An 18,189-nucleotide genomic window follows, 5' to 3' on the forward strand; every position below is an offset into this window, starting at 1 on the left:
CAACTGACAGTCGGTGACCGGGGCTCGTACTACTGGCCCCCTTGTACCGCTGCCCGCATATGCGCATGGACACCGCTCAGCACCAGCCCGGCCACGGCGTCGAGATGCTGGTCCAGATAGAAATGACCGCCGGGGAAGACCTCCAGCTCGTATCCGGCCCGGGTGAACTCCCGCCAGCGCGCCGCCTCCTCGACCGCGACGACCGGGTCGTCACGCCCGGCCAGCACGGTCATCGGAATGTCCAGCGGCGCACCGCCGCTCCAGCGGTACGAGGCGAGCGCCCGGTAGTCGGCGCGCAGCGCGGGCAGCGCCATCTCCACCAGCTCGGGGTCGGCGAGCACAGTGGCACCGGTTCCGCCCAGAGAGCGGACCGCGGCCAGGATCTCCCGGTCGTCGGCCAGCACATCGTGCCGGTTCGGGTACGGGGTGGGCGCCCCGCGTCCCGAGAGGAACAGCCGTACCGGGACCGGCGCGCCCCTGGTCACCAGGGCGCGTGCGGTCTCATGTGCGAGCAGCGCGCCCATGCTGTGGCCGAAGAAGGCGTACGGCCGGCCGTCCGCCGTGCCCAGCTCCTCGGCGATCCGCCCGGCCAGCTCGACGATGCCGGCCGGCGGGGTCTCGTTCCTGCGGTCCTGACGCCCGGGGTACTGCACGGCCAGTACGTCAACACCGTCACCGTCATCAGGACCGGACGACAGCCGGCGCGACAGGGGGACATACACACTGGCGGAACCGCCGGCGTGCGGGAAACAGATCAGCCGTACTCCGCCGGACCTCGCCTCTCCGAACCGTCTGAACCACTGACTGTTCATGGTGTTCTCACTCCCGTGCGTGCGATTGAAGGTGCCCGTAGGGTTCCTGGGCGCGGGCCAGCCGCAGCGCCCGGGCCCACCAGCCGAGCCGGTCCAGCATCCGGGCGGCGGCCGTCTCCCACTCCTCCTCGTCGATGGGGCGTCCGTCGGGACCGAACCGTTCCCAGTAGTTGTGAAAGCTGACGGTCTCGCGCACTGTGATGGCATGGACCTCGGCGAAGACCTGCCGGAGCTGGCCGACCGCGGTCAGCCCGCTGGAGGCGCCCCCGTAGGAGAGGAAGGCGACCGGCTTGGCGTGCCACTCCTCGTCGTACCAGTCGATGGCGTTCTTCAGGGAGGCCGGGAAACTCTGGTTGTACTCGGGCGTCACCACCACGAACGCGTCGGCCGCGGCCAGCCACGGCGCGAGGTCCTTGACCGCCTGCGGCTTGACCGCCGTAGGATCGGCGGACATGACATCGGGCAGCCAGGCCGTGGCCAGATCGATGACATCGACGTCGACATCACGCCGTAACCGCGCGCGGGACGCCAGCCATTCCGCGGCGACCGGTCCGAACCGGCCCTTCCTGACACTGCCGATGACGATCACCAGCCGCAGCCGGTCATTCTCGGCCATCCCGTTTCCCCGCACCGGACTTCCCCCTCTTGCGGCCCTGGGTCCGGTCCCACAGTCGCGGATGGTCCTTCGGGTTTGCTTCGGGTCCGGTTCGGGGCGCCCACCCCGCTCTTGCCGCGGGCGGCTGTGGCCCGCGAGAACTCTCGTCACTCCGTGAGGCGCCCGGGTTACTGTGAGGTCATGCGATTCGGGGTGCTGGGCCCGCTGGAGGTGTGGAGCGCCGAGGGGAGGCTGGTGCCGGTTCCCGAGGTGAAGGTGCGTACGCTTCTCGCCGATCTCCTCGCCCACCACGGGGAGGTGGTGCCCACGGGACGGCTGATCGAGGACCTCTGGGGCGGCTCCGCCTACACGGCCCGCCCCACCTCATCCTTGCAGGCCAAGGTTTCGCAGTTGCGGCGGGCCCTGGAGAACGCGGAGGCGGGCGCCCGCACCCTCATCGCCCACCAAGCACCGGGATACACCATCGACATACCGGCGGAAGCTCTGGACATCGGCCGTTTCCGCGCACTCGTGGCCGAGGCCCGGGGCTGTGACGAGCCCCGCGCGAAGGCCGCCGTCCTGACGGACGCCCTGTCGCTGTGGCGCGGGCCCGCGTTCGCGGACTTCGCCGACCAGCCGTTCGTACGGTCCGCCGCCGCTGCGCTGGAGGAGGAGCGGCTCGCGGCGGTGGAGGTGTACGCCGAGACCCGGCTCGAACTGGGCGAGCACAGTGTGCTGGTCGGTGAACTCACCGCCCTGGTCGACCGGTTCCCGCTCCGGGAGGGGCTGCGCGCCGTACAGATGCGTACGCTCTACCGGGCCGGACGCCCCTCCGAGGCGCTCGACAGCTACGCGGATCTGCGCCGCCGTCTCGACGAGGAACTGGGCCTGATGCCGGGGCCCGCGCTGGACGCGCTCCAGCAGGCGATACTCCGCCACGACCCCCAACTGGCCCGGCAGGAATCCCGTACCGATCCCGCGACCGCGGCCCGCGTCCGTACCAATCTGACCGCGTCGGTGAGCACCCTGGTGGGCAGGGACGAGGCGATGGACGAGGTGCGCTCGCTCATCTCACGGCAGCGGCTGGTGACCCTCACCGGCCCCGGCGGGGTCGGCAAGACCCGGCTGGCCGCCGCCACCGTCAATGGACTCACCGCCGAATTCCCGGACGGGGCCTGGCTGGTGGAGCTGGCGGGCGCCTGCGCCCCGGAGCGCGCCATGGGTTCGGAGCCGCTCGCCGAACGGATCATGGCGGTCCTGGGAATCAGGGAGTCCGCCTTCGACAGCCGCGCCGCGGGAGCCACCCAGCGCCTCGCGGACGTCCTCGCCTCCCAGCGGCTGGTGCTTGTCCTGGACAGTTGCGAGTACGCGATCGACGATGTGGCGCGCCTCGCCGGGCCGTTGCTCGACGGCGCTCCCGGTCTCCATATCCTCGCCACCAGCCAGGAGCCGTTGCGGATCAGCGGTGAGACGGTGTGGCCGGTGCCCTCGCTCGGTCTGCCGCTGCCCGGCGAGGACCGGCTCGACGCCGTGCTCGCCTCCAGCGCGGTACGGCTGTTCGTCGACCGGGTACGCGCCACCGACCCGGACTTCTCACCCGACACCCCCACCGTCCGCAGGATCGCCGAGATATGCCGGCGCCTGGACGGCATTCCGCTCGCCCTGGAACTGGCGGCCACCCGGGTCCGGGCGCTGGGCGTGGACGAGCTGTACGACCGGCTCGACGACCGGTTCCGCATACTGACCAGCGGATACCGCGACGCACCCCGCCGCCACCGCACCCTCCAGGCCACCATCGACTGGAGCTGGAGCCTGCTGGACACCCGTGAACAGACCGTGCTGCGCAGGCTGTCCGTGTTCGCCGAGGGCTGCGATCTGGAGGCGGCCGAACAGGTCTGCTCGGGCCCGGGAATGCCGGGCGAGGACGTCGTCGACGCGCTCGCCGTCCTTGTGGACCGCTCCCTGGCACTCAGGAGCGACAGCCCGGCGGGGGCGCGCTACCGGCTGCTCGAATCCGTCGCCGCCTACGGTCTGCAGCGGCTCGGCGAATCCGGCGAGTCCGGTGAGCCGGCCGCCCGCCATCTGCGCTACTACACCGAGCTGGCCGAGCGCGCCCAGCCCCATCTCCACGGCCGCGACCAGCGCCGCTGGCTGCGCCGCCTGGACGGGGAGGCGGCCAACTTCCAGCGCGCCCTTGAGGAGGCCAGGCGCAACAACGACGCCCACCGCGCACTGCGCCTGTCCAACGCGCTGAGCTGGTACCGGTTCCTGCGCGGCAGGCTCGGTGAGGCCCGCAGAGCGCTGGCGACCGCGCTGGCCATCGAGGGCGAGGTGACCGCGGGCAAGGTGACCCCCACCGAGCAGGCCGAGGCCGCCTCCTGGCACGCCGGCTTCTCGATGCTGCTGGGCGAGGGCGCCTCGGACATCGGCTTCGCCAAGGGCGAGAGCGGCGAGTCGGAGCGCGAGGTGGGGCAGGTCAGGGCCGAGTGGTTCCTCGGCGCCGCCCACTGGAGCGTGGGTGTCCTGTCGGCCGGGGAGGACGGCGTACAGCGCGCTTTGCAGAACTTCCGTGCGCTGCGCGACAGTTGGGGGACCGCCGCCGCGCTGAGCAGCCGCGCCGCCCTGGCCCTGGCCCGGGGTGATCTGGACGCCCTGCGTGACAACGCCCTCGAAGCGCGCGCGCAGTTCACCGAACTCGGTGAGCAGTGGGGGCAGTTGAAGGCCGCCGAGGTGCTGAGCGTACTGGCCGAGATCAACGGGAGTTACGAACAGGCCGAACAGCTCCACCGTGAGGGACTGCGGATCGCGGAGGCGCTCGAACTGTGGCCCGAGGTGTCCCGTCAGCTCTCCGGGCTCGGCCGGATCGCCATCCTCGAACGGCGTTACCGGGAGGCGGAGGACTTCCACACCCGCGCGCAGCGCCTCGCCGTCGAGCAGGGCAACCGGCCGGCCGAGCAGTTCGCGGCCCTCGGTCTGGCCCTCGGTGCCCGGCGCGAGGGCAATCTGGAGGTCGCGGAGGCCCGGCTGCGCCCGTGGCTCACCTGGAACCGCAGCCGCTACGACGCCCCGGGCCTGGCTCTCGTACTGGCCGAACTGGGTTTCATCGCGGAGCAACGCGGGGACGCCGCACAGGCGCTGACACTGCATCAGGACGGCCTGGCCACTGCGATGTCCACCGGCGACCCCCGGGCGGTCGCGCTGGCCCTGGAAGGGCTCGCGGGCGCGCACTCACTGGCCGGTCTCTGGGGCAGGGCGGCCCGGCTGCTGGGCACGGCCGCCGCCACCCGAAGGCGGGCCGGGGCCCCGCAGCCGCCCGCCGAGCAGGCCGATGTGGAGCGCGTCGCCGCGCGCCTGAGGGGTGTGCTGGGCGAGGAGGCGTACGCGGCGGAGTTCTCGGCGGGGGAGCGGACGGACCATGTGACCCAGGCGGCCACGGAGACGGAGCAGCCCCCGAAGGGTCACTGACGGGGTGTCAGTCGACTCCTCATGGCCTTTGCTCGGGCTCGGGGCGCGTGAACACCCGGCGGTGAGCGGGCAGTTACCGGCCGATGGCCGGCCGGTCCCGCACGGGCGGTCACCGGCCGGACGCCGGTTCAGGAAGCCTGGGACTCGAACTCCAGGCGCCGGTCGTACTCGCTGCGAGCGACCGCGATCTCGTGCTGATGCGCCTCCGTCCACGCCACCAGGGCCTGGATGGTGTCGTGAAGCGTCGCCCCGAGAGGCGTGAGCTCGTAGTCCACCCGCGGAGGCACGACCGGGTGTACGGTCCGGCGGACAAGTCCGTCACGTTCGAGCTGACGAAGGGTCACCGTCAGCATCCGCTGGCTGATGCCCTCGATCCTGTGGCGCAGTTCCGTGAAGCGCAGGGTCCGCCGCTCCAGCAGCGCTATGACCAGCAGCGACCACTTGTCGGCGACGCGGTCGAGGATCTGCCGTACCTCGCAGCCTTCGCGCGTGTCCCACTGGAGGATGTCGTAGTCCCCATCGGTACCCGTGCAGTGCGTCGGTGACTTTAAAGTGCCTTCTTCCATGGCCAGTCAGCTTGCCCGATGATTCCGAGAGTTACAAGTGGGAACCGGCAGGCTCTCGCGTAACCCGAATGTGCGCCCAGGGAACCGCAATAGCTTCCCCGGGCGCTTCACCTGCGCCGGACAAGAGCGCGGGCGGATTTCCTTTCATCATTCCTGCGTGTTCAAGGAGACATCCTGTGTCCACAGTGCAAAACCCGTCGGGCAGCGGCACCGACCGCATGAGCGGGCGCGCTTGGGGCGTGCTGTTCGTGCTGTGCGGCGCGATCTTCCTGGAGGGCATCGATGTCGCGATGCTCAATGTGGCCCTTCCGTCGATCCGTGAGGATCTGGGCATGTCCACCGGCATGCTCCAGTGGGTCATGAGTGCCTATGTGCTCGGTTACGGCGGCTTCATGCTGCTCGGCGGCCGGGCCGCGGACCTGTTCGGACGCCGTCAGATGTTCGTCTTCTGGCTGGTGGTCTTCCTGCTCTTCTCCGGCCTCGGCGGTTTCGCCACCGAGGGCTGGATGCTGATCGTCGCCCGGTTCGTGACCGGTGTCGCGGCGGCCTTCATGACCCCGGCCGGTCTGTCGATCATCACCACCAGCTTCGAGGAGGGCCCCAAGCGCAACAAGGCCCTTCTCGTCTACTCGGGCACCGCCGCCGGCGGTTTCTCCATCGGTCTGGTCGTCGGCGGTCTGCTGGCCGCGGTCAACTGGCGCTGGGTGTTCTTCGCGCCGGTGATCCTGTCCTTCCTGATCCTGATCACCGCCCTCGCCCTCATCCCCAAGTCGGCCCGCCCCAGCCGCGACGGCCAGCCCGTCGACCTGGGCGGCGCGATCACCGTCACCGGCGCGATCCTGCTGCTGGTGTTCTCCGTCGAGCGCGCCACTCATGTGGCGGTCTCCTGGACGGTCGGTACGGTCGCCGCCAGCCTGGTGCTGTTCCTCGCCTTCGTCGCCATCGAGCGCAGGTCGTCCTCGCCGCTGGTCCGGCTGGGCATCTTCGCCAACTCCAAGCTCGTCCGTTCCAACATCGCCGCGCTCCTGTTCGCGGCCGGCTTCTTCGGCTTCCAGTTCATCGTCGTCCTGTACCTCCAGGAACTGCGGAACTGGTCGACGCTCGAGACCAGCTTCGCGATGATCGTGATCGGTATCGACGCGATCCTGTCGCCGACCCTGACGCCCAAGCTGGTCGAGAAGTTCGGCAACGCCCGGGTGATCTTCGGCGGTCTGATCCTGGCGTCGCTGTCGTACGCGCTGTTCCTGCCGGTCGGGCCGGACTGGACGTACGCGATGATGTTCCCGAGCCTGATCATCCTCGGCCTGGCGTTCTCCCTGGCGTACGGTCCGCTCACCATCGTCGGCACCGAGGGCATCGACGAGGAGGAGCAGGGCGTCGCGGGCGGTCTGCTCTACACCTCCTTCCAGTTCGGCGCCGCTCTGGGCCTCTCCTCGGTGGCCGCGGTCAACATCGCCACCACGGACGGCTCGTCGCCCGCGGCTCAGCTCGACGGATACCAGGCCGCCCTGGTCGTACCGCTGGTCGCGGCCCTGCTGGCCACACTGATCAGCGCCTTCGGGCTGCGTGACCGCTCCGGTGTCGCCGACAAGTCCGTGGCCGAGGCCGCGCCCGTCTCGTAACGCGCCTGTACACCCCCGGCGCCGCCCCGCGCGGTGCTCCCCGAACGCGACGCCCTGGCCGCAATTCCCCCGCCGGCCAGGGCGTCGCTTTTTCATGTCCGGCTCCGGTACGGGACCGCTGTGCCCGGCCCCAATTGGTGCGCGATTGGCAGTGGATTGGGCATGGATTGGGCGAGGATTGGCGAAGACTTACTGATTACCGGTAGGAGACCGCACCTCCGAGAGAATGTCGGTGCGCGCCGGAATCGAGGTCGATTGCTTTCGGTTGCTTCCGCCCAGTTGCGTTGCGGTCTGAACCGCGCGGCGCGTATTGACCCATTCGCATCAACGGTCCAGGGCCGCTGCCCGGCGGCTGCCCGGGCCCCCTCCCACCTCCCCCGGGTGGGACGAGACTGCTCAGGAGGCAGAATGACTACGACGGACAGCGCCGTCGCCGCGGTTCTCGACGAGGTGACCGGTCTGGCCGCGACGCTTCGGGAGAGCGGTCCCGAGGCCGAGGAACGCCGTTGGATCCCGGAAGCCAATATCGAACTGCTCGACAAGGCCGGCGTGTTCCGCCTGTCGGTGCCGCGCCGCTTCGGCGGACTCGAGGCGCCGCTCGCCGACCAGATCAGGATCCTGACCGAGATCTCCCGCGCCGACACGGCGACCGGCTGGGTGTCGATGATCTGGGTGTCCAGTTCATGGGTTCCCAGCCAGTTCTCCGACCAGGCGCAGGAGGAGGTGTACGCGGGCGGCTCCGCCCGGGTCTCCACCGGCTTCACCCCCACGGGCACCCTCACCCCCACCGAGGGCGGTTACACCCTCAACGGCTCCTGGAAGTGGATCTCCGGTTCCCGGGGCGCCAACTGGGCGCTGCTGTCGGCGCTGCTCACCGGCCCGGACGGGACCCCGGCCCCGTTCGCGGCCCTGGTGCCGTTCTCCGAGCTGAGCATCGCCGACGACTGGCACACCTCGTCCGCGGCCGGCACCGGCAGCTCCACCGTCACCGCCGAGAACGTGACCGTGCCCGCCCACCGGGTGGCGTTCCTGATCGACATCCTCAACGGCGCGACCGGTGACCGTTCCAACACCGGTGCCACCGGCCGTAATTACCCGTTCATTCCCTTCTTCATGGCCCAGGGCGCCTCGGCGTACATCGGGATCGCCAAGGGTGCTTTCGACCTGTTCCTGGACCGGCTGCCGGGCCGCGGTATCACGTACACCTCGTGGACCGACCAGAGCCAGTCGCCGGTCACCCAGATCCAGGTCGCCACGGCCGCCAACAAGATCGCGGCGGCCGAGGGGCTCCAGGAGGGCTGGCTGAGCCTGATCCAGCAGCACGCCGACGCCGGCACCCAGCCGTCGGTCGAGGAGCGGGCTGCCGTGCGCGGCAAGGCGGCGTACGCCATCCAGCTCGCCAAGGAGGCCGTGGACGAGCTGTTCGAGGCCAGCGGCGCCTCGGTCATCATGCGCGATGTCCCGTTCCAGCGCTTCCACCGGGACATCCGGGGGCTCGCGCTGCACGCGCTGTTCGCGTTCAACTCCAACCAGGAAGTGCACGGGCGCTCCATTCTGGGCCTCGCCCCCGACACGCCCTTCCTGTGAGCCGCTGACCCGCGCCGCGGGCCGGTTCCGGCAGAACCACGTCGTCCAGGCCACCCGCCGAGCAGGCGGGCGGGTGGCCCGGACGTGCGTATCTCTGTCATGCCCACAACAAGTTTTTCGATCCTCGTACATCCACGGCTGGGAAGGACTCCGCTGCTATGACCGACAAGACCGTTCTCGTCCTGGGAGGGACCGGCAAGACCGGCCGCCGTCTGGTGAGCCGGCTCCAGGAACGCGGCGCGCACGCCCGTGCCGCGAGCAGGTCCGGCCAGGTACGTTTCGACTGGGAGGACCGGAACACCTGGGAACCCGCGCTCCAGGGCGCCGACGCCGCCTATCTGGTCGACATGCAGGACAAGCCCGGGGCCTGGGACGCGGAGACCAACATCCGTGAACTCGCCAAGTTCGCCGTGGAGTCGAAGGTGCGCCGACTGGTGCTGCTCCAGGCGCGGGTGACCGAGCCGGTGGGCGGCAAGTCCCTGATCGCCGGCGAGGAGGCGGTCAAGGCGTCCGGTGCCGAGTGGACCGTGCTGCGCCCCAACTGGTTCAACCAGAACTTCGACGAGGGCGTCCTGCTGGACGGCGTCAAGGACGGTGAGCTGCGGCTTCCCGCGGGCGACGGTCTGGAGCCCTTCGTGGACGCGGACGATGTCGCCGCGGTCGCCGCCGCCGCGCTCCTGGACGACGGGCACGCCGGGGAGACCTACGAGCTGAGCGGTCCGCGCGCGATCGGCCTCGGTGAGGCGGCCGACACGATCAGCGCCGCCATCGGCCGTACCGTCCGCTACGTCGATGTCGACCACAAGGACTACGTCGACGAACTCGTCCAGTACGAGGTCCCCGCCGACTACGCCCTCTTCGTGGCCGATCTCGTCGCGCAGATCCGCGACAACAAGAACGCCGTCCCCACCGACACCGTGCGCCGGGTCCTGGGCCGTGAGCCGCGCGACTTCGCCGACTTCGTGGCCGACGCGGCGGCCCGCGGCGCCTGGAACGTCTGAGCCGGGGCAGTCAGTTCCCGTCCGCGGTATGGAATCTTTCGTATTCCACGGTATGGCGAGGGTGAGTAGGTGACTTCAAAGTGCCCTCTTCCAGGACTCTTGCGGCCGATGCATGCTGGTTTCGGTGTGACCTTCTACGGATCACCTTTCAGTTCAGGTTAATTGCTAGCGGACAGGAGCCCGCATGGCCGCCAAGGTCGACTCGTTTTCCGAGCTCGCGGACAAATTCTTCGAATACATCAAAGACATTCGCTACTGCACGATGATTACGGTGGACAAGAAGTCCCGCCCGCGTGCCCGGGTGCTGCTGCCGATCTGGGAGGTCGTGGACGGCAAGCCGGTCGGCTGGCTCGCCGCTTACAAGACCCCGGTGAAGGTCGCCCACCTGGCCAACAACCCGCACACCACCTACGCGTACTGGAGCCCGCGCCAGAACGCGGTCTATGTCGACAGTGTCTCCACCTGGGCGGAGGACATGGAGACCAAGACGTACGCCTGGGAGCTGTACCAGAAGGGCAGCCCGCCCGGTGTGGGGTACGACCCGTACAACTTCTGGCGCGGCGGTCCCGCCGACCCGCAGTACCACGTCCTGCGGATCGACCCCTGGCGCGTACAGGTGCTCCGGGGCACTGACCTGAGCAGCCGTATCTGGACGAAGCCCGAGGACGAGAAGAGCTGACCGTTCAGGCCGCCGGCCGATGGGCCCCCACTCGTCGGCCGCCGGGTCGTGCTCCACCCGCACCCACGACAACTCCCGCACCGCGTACGACCGGACGCGACCGGTCCGCCCGGCGGCTCATCCGATGCCTCAACATCCCCAGGCAGAGCAGGGCAGTTCGGCCAGACGCCCCCCGGGCAGCCCGCGCTAGGTCCTGTCCGGTCGATCTTCGTGGATCAGCCCGGGGCGGCTGGTGCGGTGCATCGGAAGGCGGAGGATCGTTCTCGTACTGGACGTACTTGGACGACTCCGACAACGCAGCGAGGCGCCGTGCCAGGCGTTCCGGGCCCGCGAAGATCGGCCGGACAGGGCCTAGCCGCGCTTCGCCCGCCGCCCTTTCGCCGGGAACGGCACATGGGACAGCAGCGCGGCCGCGGTGATCAGCAGGGCGAGGCCCGTGAGCATGCCGTACAGCGGCGGTCCCGGCCTGGCGATCCCCGAGGTGATCAGCAGGGCGGTCGCGGCGGCCGGCGGATGATGGGCGTTCAGCAGGACGAGCAGAAAGAGCGTCAGCCCCACCGACAGCGCCTCGGCGCCGATCTGCCGCCAGGTGTCGGTCCGCTGATCGGCGATGGACGGATAGCGCCACAGACCGAAGACCGCCAGACAGAGCAGCCCGGAGGCGGCGGCACAGGTGTGTCCGAGGACGGAGCTGCGGACCTGGGCGGCCTCCGTGTGCGGGTGCGCGAGCAGGATGTACGCCGTGGGGCCGAGGGTCGTGGTGAGCAGCACCCACTCCAGTGACCGGCCGATGGTCCCCACCGCCACCAGCGCGACGGCGGCCAGGACGAACAGCCGGACTCCCGTACGCAGCCGCGCGGGCACGCTGGTCGCTCGACGCACCGGCACGCGGGTTCTCTCCGTATCTCCGTGGCCGCGCCGCTCAGCCCCGGTACGCCTTCATCAGGAACAGCCAGACCTCGCTGATGGAGGGGAAGCAGGGGACGGCGTGCCAGAGCCGTTCGACCGGGATCCGCCCGGAGACGGCGACGGTGGCGGAGTGGAGGAGTTCGCTGACCCCCGGGCCGACGAAGGTCACACCGAGCAGATGGCCCTGGTCGAGGTCGACGACCATCCGGGCCCGGCCCTGGTAGCCGTCGGCGTACAGATACGCCCCGGGGACATCGCCGAGGTCGACGTCGACCACCTGCACCCGGTGCCCGGCCTGCTCGGCCTGAGCCGCGGACAGACCGACGGCGGCCGCCTCCGGATCGGAGAAGAAGACCTGCGGTACGGCGTGGACGTCGGCGGTGGTGGCATGGGCGCCCCATGGCGCGGTGTCCAGCGGCTGCCCGGTGGCGCGGGCGCCGATGACATCGCCGGCGATACGGGCCTGGTACTTGCCCTGATGGGTGAGGAGGGCATGGTGGTTGACATCGCCCATCGCGTAGAGCCAGCCGTCCTCGACACCCCGTACCCGGCAGGTCTCGTCGGTCTCCAGCCAGTCGCCGGGGGTGAGGCCCACCGTCTCCAGCCCGATGTCGTCGGTGCGCGGGCTCCTGCCGGTGGCGAACAGCACCTCGTCTGCCTCCAGTCGGCCGCCGTCGCTCAGCGTCAGGGTGACCGGTCCGCTGGAGTCGGGACGGCTCAGCCCGGTGACGGCGACATCGACACGTACATCCACTCCCGCCTCCGTGAGCCCCTTGGCGACCACTTCGCCGACGAAGGGCTCCATCCGGGGGAGCAGGCCGGAGCGGCGGACGAGCAGGGTGACCGAGGACCCCAGGCCCTGCCAGGCGCTGGCCATCTCCACCCCGACACCTCCGGCGCCGACGATGGCGAGCCGCCTGGGCACGGTGCTGGAATCGGTGGCCTCGCGATTGGTCCAGGGCCGGGCCTCGGCGATCCCGGGCAGCTCGGGCAGTACGGCGTCGCTGCCGGTGGCCACGGCCACGGCGTGCCGGGCGGTGAGAACGACGGGCGGGCCGTCGGCGGGGGTGACGGCGACCCGGCGCGGCCCGTCCAGCCGTCCGTGGCCGCGCACCAACTCGGCACCCATGCCCGCCAGCCGGTCGGCCTGTCCGCCGTCGTCCCAGCTCGAAACGGAACGGTCGCGGCGGCCGAACGCCCCCGGGGCGCTGACCGAACCGCCGACCGCCTGCCGCGCGCCGTCGACCCGGCAGGCATCGGCGACGGCGACGACCGGCCGCAGCAGGGCCTTGCTGGGAATGCACGCCCAGTACGAACACTCGCCGCCGACCAGTTCCTTCTCCACCACGGCCGCACTCAGCCCGGCGGCCCGCACCCGCTCGACGGCGGTCTGCCCGACGGGCCCCGCGCCGATGACGACGACGTCATACGTGTTCTCCGCGGAGGATCCCACTGCGTCACTCACGATCCGCTCCCGTCTTCCACGATCGGTGCCCGTCTTGCGCGTCCTCCGGCGCGGGGAGGGCCGGCGCCCGGACAAAAAATGCCTTGTATGTCGGTTTGTTGCCGATTTCTCGGCACCTTACCAAGCCGGGGAGTTGAGACCGTGTCGTCGGCCAGGTCGGTCGTACGGTCGCCGGCCACGTCGGTCATACGACGGTCATACGAGGGGCTGGCCACCGTCGACGGCCAGTGAGACGCCTGTCATGAATGTGTTCGTCAGCGCGAAGACGACCGCCTCGGCGATGTCGTCCGTGGTGCCGATACGCCGCGAGGGGTTCTCCTTCGACAGACGTGCGAACATCTCCGCCTTCTTCTGCTCGCCCAGACCGTCCCAGGCCCCGGTGTCGACGGTGCCCGGCGAGATCGCGTTGACCCGGATCGGTGCGAGTTCGACAGCGAGCGAGCGGACGACGGTGTTGACCGATCCATTGGTCGCGGCGACCCCGAGATATCCCGGGTCGGGCTCGAGCGCGGCGACTCCCGAGAAGAGTACGAACGACCCGTCCTCGGGCATCCTCGGCGCGAAGTGCTTGGCGAGCATGATCGGCCCGACGACCTTGGTGTGAAACGAGAGGAGAACCGCCTCGGGCTTCAGTTCGCTCAGTTTTCCCCGTGCCCTGGCGGAGGCGACCGAGACGACATGGTCGACGCTGCCGACGTCCTCGGCCAGCACCGCGATCGAGTTCTCGTCGGTCAGGTCGACGCTCCTGGTGAGCACGTCGGTGCCTTTGTATTCCATTTCGAGTGTGGAACGGTCCCGGCCTGCCGCGATCACACGGGCGCCGGCCGCGAGCGCGGCGTCGACCACCGCCCGGGCGAGTCCGCTGCCGCGGCCCACGACGAGCACGGTCCTGTTGTGCAGGGACGCTGCCATGACGGTCTCCTTCTGGGGGTCGGTGAGTGCCGGTCGGGATCAGTGCGTGCCGGCCGTGGTGTCCAGATCACGGTCGACGCCGTGCGGAACGACGAGCTGCCCCGGCTCCGGTTCCAGGCGCTTTCCGTCCAGGAGGACTTCGACGCCGTCCGGTTCGAAGGAGACCATGTCGTTGACGCGGCCGACCTCGGTGTGCGCGTTGCGGTAGGTCCATGCCGCGCGGTGTGCGCCATCGATGTCGTAGTAGTCGCACACGCCCTTGTACGGGCAGAACGTCTGCCCTTCCACAGGACGCAGCCGGCTTTCGTCGATGTCGGAACGCGGTACGTACCAGCGCTGCGCGAATCCCGACTCGTACAGCACCGTCGGGTGCGCGGACCGGGCCACCACCTCGCCCTCGGAGCGGACCTCCAGCGTGCGTGAGGTGCCGCGGATGTCGATGCGGTGGTACGCGTCGGCGGCGTGCCCCAGGATCCGGTCGTCCTCCTCGTAGAAGGCGTCCATCGCCCGCCAGGCGAACGCGATCCGGCCCCTCAGCTCGCCCGCGTACTCCGGCGGGCCGGTCAGCTCCCAGGCCGCTCGCTCGGCGGTGCGGTCACCGGCCCGTACGGCGTACCAGGCGGTGTCGCCCAGTTCCTTGTGCGAGGTGACGCGGTCGCTCGCCGCCAGTGTGTCCGCCCGTACATCGCCGCGCGGGAAGTACGCCACCGGGTAGCGCCCGGGCTCGTGCAGCAGGACCACGTCCTCGCTGTCGGCGATCCACTCGCCGTTGAAGAGCACACGCATCCGCCGGCGCAGCGGCTCGGCGAACAGCAGCCGCTCGGGCAGTGGACCGGGTGTCAAGAAGTGTCCGATCCGGCCGGAGGACAGCGGGCCTTGCTGCCATGACAGTCCCATGACCGTTCCTTCCCGTCGACGGGCCGGAGGCCGCCCCCTGTCCACGATGCACCCCGGTGAATCACCGCGCGACCCGTAGTCGCCTAATGTATAGGTTGAAGCTATATCCATTAACTCCGATGAGCAAGGCGGTCAATCCTGTGGATCCATCAGCGGTCACGTGAGTCGGAAGCTCGCTGGACGCCACGTAACCTAATGGGTACAATCCGGATGTGAACATTAAGGTGACGGTCGAGGAGCTACAGGCGGCGGGCTTCCCCATGGGAGGGGAACCGCTGGTCGCGCTGGACCTCGCGGACACGGTGATGACGGTCAGGGACCCGCCGGTCGATCTCATCGGCACCCCCGAGGCCGGGGCGGTCTGGTGGGGCATCCAGGCGCGCCGGCTGCCGCCCGGCCCGGCTCCCGCTCCCGCCGCGGTCCGGCGACTGCGTACGGCCGTCCGCGATGTGCTCGACGCCCGGGTGGAGGGGCGCGAGGCGGACCCCGCCTCGGTGGAGGACATCAACGCGACCGCGTCGTCGGTTCCCCGCAGCCCGCGCCTGGTCATGACCGGGCAAGGGGTGCGCCAGGAGACCCGCTGGCACATCGAGCACGGCGGGAACGCCGCGCTCGCGGCCATCGCCGGCGAAGTGATCGGACTCCTGGCGCGCCCCGAGCGGCTGGAGCTCCTGCGAAGATGCGACAGCCCGGACTGCTCGATGCTGTTCCTCGCCGAGAACAAGCGCCGCAAGTGGTGTGTCGGCAATGTCTGCGGCAATCGCGCCCGGGTCGCCCGCCACTACGGGCGCACCCACTCCCGGGACGCCTGACCTGCCGGTACGCGTCCGACCTCCCGGGCACCTGATCGCGCACCAAAACTGCTGCACTTATTAGAATTTGGTGCAAGGTTGGGCATATGGGATCCGGTGTGCAATCGCATGAACCAACCGCATGAATCATCGAAGGGGTTAGGCACATGACACTTCCCGTGCACTACCGCACCGCCACCGTCAATGGCCTGGACGTGTTCTACCGGGAGGCGGGCAATCCGCAGGCACCCGCCCTGGTGCTGCTCCACGGTTTCCCGACCAGCTCTCATATGTTCCGGAATCTGATTCCGGCCCTCTCGGACCGCTACCGGATCATCGCTCCCGATCACATCGGCTTCGGCCAGTCGGCGATGCCGGGCCTGGACGAGTTCCCGTACACATTCGCCGCGCTCACCGAGATCACCTCAGGGCTGCTCGACCAACTGAACGTCAACCGGTTCGCCATGTACGTACAGGATTACGGCGCCCCCATCGGATGGGGGCTGGCGCTGCGGGACCCGCAGTGCGTCACCGCGATCGTCAGCCAGAACGGCAACGCCTACAGCGACGGCTTTGTCAAAACCTTCTGGGACGGCCTGTTCGCCTATGCCCAGTCGCCCAGTCCGGAGACAGAGGCACCGGTACGCGCCGCGCTGACCGCCGAGATCACGCGCTGGCAGTACGTGAACGGCGTGGCCGACACCAGCCTCGTCAGCCCCGACAACTGGGTCCACGACCAGGCGCTGCTGGACCGGCCCGGCAATGACGTGATCCAGCTCAAGCTGTTCCGCGACTATCCCACCAACGTGGATCTCTATCCGGCCGTCCACCAGTACTTCCGTGAGTCCCAGGTGCCGCTGCTGGCCGTCTGGGGCGCGAACGACGAGATCTTCGGCCCCGACGGTGCCCGCGCGTTCCAGCGGGACCTGCCCAAGGCCGAGATCCATCTCGTCGAGTCCGGGCACTTCGCTCTGGAGAGCCATCTGGAAATCATCGCCGAGCACATCCGCGATTTCCTCGGCCGCATCGTCGTCTGACGGGCCGCGTCATTCGATCCGCGTCATAGGATCCGCCCACTCAGGAGAAGCGTGATGGCGACGCTGCTTTCGGTGAATGTCGGTATGCCGAAGGACGTGTCCTGGCAAGGCAGGACCGTCCACACCGGGGTGTGGAAAGTACCTGTTCAAGGCCCCCGGATGGTGCGGCGTCTGAATATCGACGGCGACGGTCAGGGAGATCTTGAAGGACACGGCGGGGAATACCGGGCCGTGCTCGTATACCAACTGGATTCCTACCGGTACTGGCGGAAACAGCTCGAACGCGATGACTTGCGGTTCGGTCATTTCGGCGAGAATTTCACCGTCGACGGGCTCGCCGACGACGAGGTGTGCATCGGCGACCGCTACCGGATGGGCGAAGCCGAATTCGAGGTCACCCAGCCGCGCGTCACGTGCTACCGGGTCGGAATGCGTCTGGGAGTGCCCGCCATGGCCTCCCTGCTCGTCGCCCACCACCGCCCCGGCTTCTATCTGCGCGTCATCGAAGAAGGCCGGGTCCAGGCCGGCGACGAGATCATCCGTACCCGGACCGGGCCGGGGGAGCTCAGCGTCGCCGAAATCGACGCCCTGCTCTATCTGCCGGGCCGCGATCCGGCGAAGATCCGTACCGCACGGTCCATCCCGGCGCTGAGCCCCGGCTGGCGGCGGTCCTTCGACGAGCTGGCCGAAGCCGCCGACCAGGCCGAGGCCGCCGATCAGGCCGAGGCCCCGGCCCGGCCGGACAAGGGAAGCGCGCGCTGGCCGGGGTTCAGACCGCTGCGGGTCGCCCGCGTCGTCTCCGAGACCCCCACCGTGTCCTCGATCCACCTCGAACCCACCGACCGCCGTCCACTGCCCGAGGCGCGGCCGGGTCAGTACCTGGCGATCCGTATCACCGACGGCCCTCAGCCCGCTCCGGTACGCAGCTATTCGCTGTCCTCCGCGCCGGGAAGGGGCGACTCGGGTACGGCTGACTCGGGTACGGGCGACTTGGGTGCGGGCGACCCGGGTACGGACAGCTACCGCATCAGCGTCAAGCGCGAGCCCCACGGCCTGGTGAGCACGTATCTCCACACCGAAGTGCGCCCCGGGACGCTCCTGGACGTCGCGAGCCCCAGAGGCGACTTCGTGCTGGCGGAGGGCACCGACCCCGTCGTGCTGCTCTCCGCAGGCATCGGTGTCACCCCCGTACTCGCCATGCTGTACCGACTGGCCTCAGGACCTCACCCGGCGCCCGTGTGGTGGATCCACACGGCACGCAACCCTGAACAGCACGCTTTCGCAGACGAAGCCCGCCGCCTCCTGGACCGGCTGCCCGAAGCGCACCAGCACATCTTCTACACGGCACCACCTGATGGGACCGGGGCCGGGCGGCGAACACCTGTCACGTACGGGCATCTGACCCCCGAGGCTCTGGCCGCCCTGGGGATTCCGGCAGACGCCGACGTCTATCTGTGCGGGCCGGAATCCTTCATGACCGACCTGGGCAAGGCGCTGGGGGATCTCGGCTTCCCCAGTGACCGCATCCACACCGAACTGTTCGGCGCCCGGGCCCCCCTCAACCCCGGCATCGCGGCTGCGGCGGCCGCGGCCGTGCGCCCCCACCAGCCCCCGGGCCCGCCCGGCTCGGGCCCTCTCGTCACCTTCACCCGCAGCGGAATCTCCGCGCCCTGGTCGGCGGTCTACAACTCCCTGCTGGAACTCGCCGAAGCGTGTGACATCCCCACCCGCTGGTCCTGCCGCACCGGCGTCTGCCACACCTGTGTCACCCCTCTCGTCTCGGGCGAGGTCGACTACACCACCCCGCCCCTGGAACCCTGAGCTTCCTGCCTGCCGGCACGGTGTACAGCG

15 protein-coding genes are annotated in these 18,189 nt (G+C 69.6%); 8 read left to right on the forward strand and 7 right to left on the reverse strand.

Annotated elements, in window-relative coordinates; translation table 11 throughout:
• Positions 1-29 precede the first annotated feature (29 nt).
• Positions 30-812, reverse strand: a complete 783-nt coding sequence (locus WH07_RS07650) for a thioesterase II family protein (protein WP_046496910.1) — start codon at positions 810-812, stop codon at positions 30-32.
• Positions 813-819: 7 nt separating this feature from the next.
• The gene (locus tag WH07_RS07655; protein WP_046496913.1) at positions 820-1,428 is read right to left on the reverse strand and encodes an NADPH-dependent FMN reductase; all 609 of its coding nucleotides are present in this window, start codon (positions 1,426-1,428) and stop codon (positions 820-822) included.
• Between the two features lie 180 nt (positions 1,429-1,608).
• On the opposite strand from WH07_RS07655, the gene WH07_RS07660 reads away from it, so the two are divergent.
• Entirely contained in the window at positions 1,609-4,872 is a 3,264-nt protein-coding gene (locus WH07_RS07660) for a BTAD domain-containing putative transcriptional regulator (protein WP_046496918.1), read from the forward strand.
• A gap of 128 nt (positions 4,873-5,000) precedes the next feature.
• On the opposite strand, the gene WH07_RS07665 is transcribed toward WH07_RS07660, so the two are convergent.
• Complete coding sequence (locus WH07_RS07665; RefSeq protein ID WP_046496921.1) at positions 5,001-5,438, reverse strand: winged helix-turn-helix transcriptional regulator; 438 nt, start codon at positions 5,436-5,438, stop codon at positions 5,001-5,003.
• A gap of 218 nt (positions 5,439-5,656) precedes the next feature.
• On the opposite strand from WH07_RS07665, the gene WH07_RS07670 reads away from it, so the two are divergent.
• From WH07_RS07670 to WH07_RS07685, 4 genes are all read left to right on the forward strand, one after another.
• Entirely contained in the window at positions 5,657-7,060 is a 1,404-nt protein-coding gene (locus WH07_RS07670) for an MFS transporter (RefSeq protein WP_046496956.1), read from the forward strand.
• 408 nt (positions 7,061-7,468) lie between these two features.
• On the forward strand, positions 7,469-8,647 hold the full coding sequence (locus WH07_RS07675) for an acyl-CoA dehydrogenase family protein (protein ID WP_046496924.1): 1,179 nt from the start codon (positions 7,469-7,471) through the stop codon (positions 8,645-8,647).
• Positions 8,648-8,805: 158 nt separating this feature from the next.
• A complete protein-coding gene (locus WH07_RS07680) occupies positions 8,806-9,648 on the forward strand; it encodes an NmrA family NAD(P)-binding protein (protein ID WP_046496926.1) in 843 nt (280 codons plus the stop codon).
• Between the two features lie 184 nt (positions 9,649-9,832).
• Complete coding sequence (locus WH07_RS07685; RefSeq protein WP_046496929.1) at positions 9,833-10,327, forward strand: pyridoxamine 5'-phosphate oxidase family protein; 495 nt, start codon at positions 9,833-9,835, stop codon at positions 10,325-10,327.
• 351 nt (positions 10,328-10,678) lie between these two features.
• Here WH07_RS07685 and WH07_RS07690 read toward each other — a convergent pair whose 3' ends face one another.
• The 4 genes from WH07_RS07690 to WH07_RS07705 form a co-directional block, all read right to left on the reverse strand.
• Positions 10,679-11,215, reverse strand: a complete 537-nt coding sequence (locus WH07_RS07690; protein ID WP_079023034.1) for an HPP family protein — start codon at positions 11,213-11,215, stop codon at positions 10,679-10,681.
• 34 nt (positions 11,216-11,249) lie between these two features.
• A complete protein-coding gene (locus WH07_RS07695) occupies positions 11,250-12,701 on the reverse strand; it encodes a dihydrolipoyl dehydrogenase family protein (RefSeq protein ID WP_198533748.1) in 1,452 nt (483 codons plus the stop codon).
• A gap of 195 nt (positions 12,702-12,896) precedes the next feature.
• The gene (locus tag WH07_RS07700; protein WP_046496936.1) at positions 12,897-13,613 is read right to left on the reverse strand and encodes an SDR family oxidoreductase; all 717 of its coding nucleotides are present in this window, start codon (positions 13,611-13,613) and stop codon (positions 12,897-12,899) included.
• A gap of 39 nt (positions 13,614-13,652) precedes the next feature.
• Positions 13,653-14,510, reverse strand: coding sequence for a DUF427 domain-containing protein (locus WH07_RS07705; protein ID WP_046496939.1), 858 nt, complete (start codon positions 14,508-14,510; stop codon positions 13,653-13,655).
• Positions 14,511-14,722: 212 nt separating this feature from the next.
• Here WH07_RS07705 and WH07_RS07710 point away from each other — a divergent pair, with 212 nt between their 5' ends.
• The 3 genes from WH07_RS07710 to WH07_RS07720 all read left to right on the forward strand — a co-directional run bounded on the left by WH07_RS07710 (position 14,723) and on the right by WH07_RS07720 (position 18,159).
• Entirely contained in the window at positions 14,723-15,322 is a 600-nt protein-coding gene (locus WH07_RS07710; protein WP_198533749.1) for a CGNR zinc finger domain-containing protein, read from the forward strand.
• A 146-nt stretch (positions 15,323-15,468) separates the two neighbouring features.
• On the forward strand, positions 15,469-16,338 hold the full coding sequence (locus WH07_RS07715) for an alpha/beta fold hydrolase (protein ID WP_046496943.1): 870 nt from the start codon (positions 15,469-15,471) through the stop codon (positions 16,336-16,338).
• 54 nt (positions 16,339-16,392) lie between these two features.
• A complete protein-coding gene (locus WH07_RS07720; protein ID WP_046496945.1) occupies positions 16,393-18,159 on the forward strand; it encodes an MOSC and FAD-binding oxidoreductase domain-containing protein in 1,767 nt (588 codons plus the stop codon).
• Positions 18,160-18,189 lie beyond the last annotated feature (30 nt).

The sequence above is a fragment of the Streptomyces odonnellii genome (assembly GCF_000981895.1).
GTDB classification, from domain to species: domain Bacteria; phylum Actinomycetota; class Actinomycetes; order Streptomycetales; family Streptomycetaceae; genus Streptomyces; species Streptomyces odonnellii.

Bases quoted from the DNA above. Each gene is read 5' to 3' on its own strand.
- WH07_RS07660 (WP_046496918.1), top strand. From the start codon at position 1,609: ATGCGATTCGGGGTGCTGGGCCCGCTGGAGGTGTGGAGCGCCGAGGGG.
- WH07_RS07715 (WP_046496943.1), top strand. From the start codon at position 15,469: ATGACACTTCCCGTGCACTACCGCACCGCCACCGTCAATGGCCTGGAC.
- WH07_RS07655 (WP_046496913.1), bottom strand. From the start codon at position 1,428: ATGGCCGAGAATGACCGGCTGCGGCTGGTGATCGTCATCGGCAGTGTC.
- WH07_RS07680 (WP_046496926.1), top strand. From the start codon at position 8,806: ATGACCGACAAGACCGTTCTCGTCCTGGGAGGGACCGGCAAGACCGGC.
- WH07_RS07700 (WP_046496936.1), bottom strand. From the start codon at position 13,613: ATGGCAGCGTCCCTGCACAACAGGACCGTGCTCGTCGTGGGCCGCGGC.
- WH07_RS07720 (WP_046496945.1), top strand. From the start codon at position 16,393: ATGGCGACGCTGCTTTCGGTGAATGTCGGTATGCCGAAGGACGTGTCC.
- WH07_RS07675 (WP_046496924.1), top strand. From the start codon at position 7,469: ATGACTACGACGGACAGCGCCGTCGCCGCGGTTCTCGACGAGGTGACC.
- WH07_RS07650 (WP_046496910.1), bottom strand. From the start codon at position 812: ATGAACAGTCAGTGGTTCAGACGGTTCGGAGAGGCGAGGTCCGGCGGA.
- WH07_RS07665 (WP_046496921.1), bottom strand. From the start codon at position 5,438: ATGGAAGAAGGCACTTTAAAGTCACCGACGCACTGCACGGGTACCGAT.
- WH07_RS07670 (WP_046496956.1), top strand. From the start codon at position 5,657: ATGAGCGGGCGCGCTTGGGGCGTGCTGTTCGTGCTGTGCGGCGCGATC.
- WH07_RS07705 (WP_046496939.1), bottom strand. From the start codon at position 14,510: ATGGGACTGTCATGGCAGCAAGGCCCGCTGTCCTCCGGCCGGATCGGA.
- WH07_RS07685 (WP_046496929.1), top strand. From the start codon at position 9,833: ATGGCCGCCAAGGTCGACTCGTTTTCCGAGCTCGCGGACAAATTCTTC.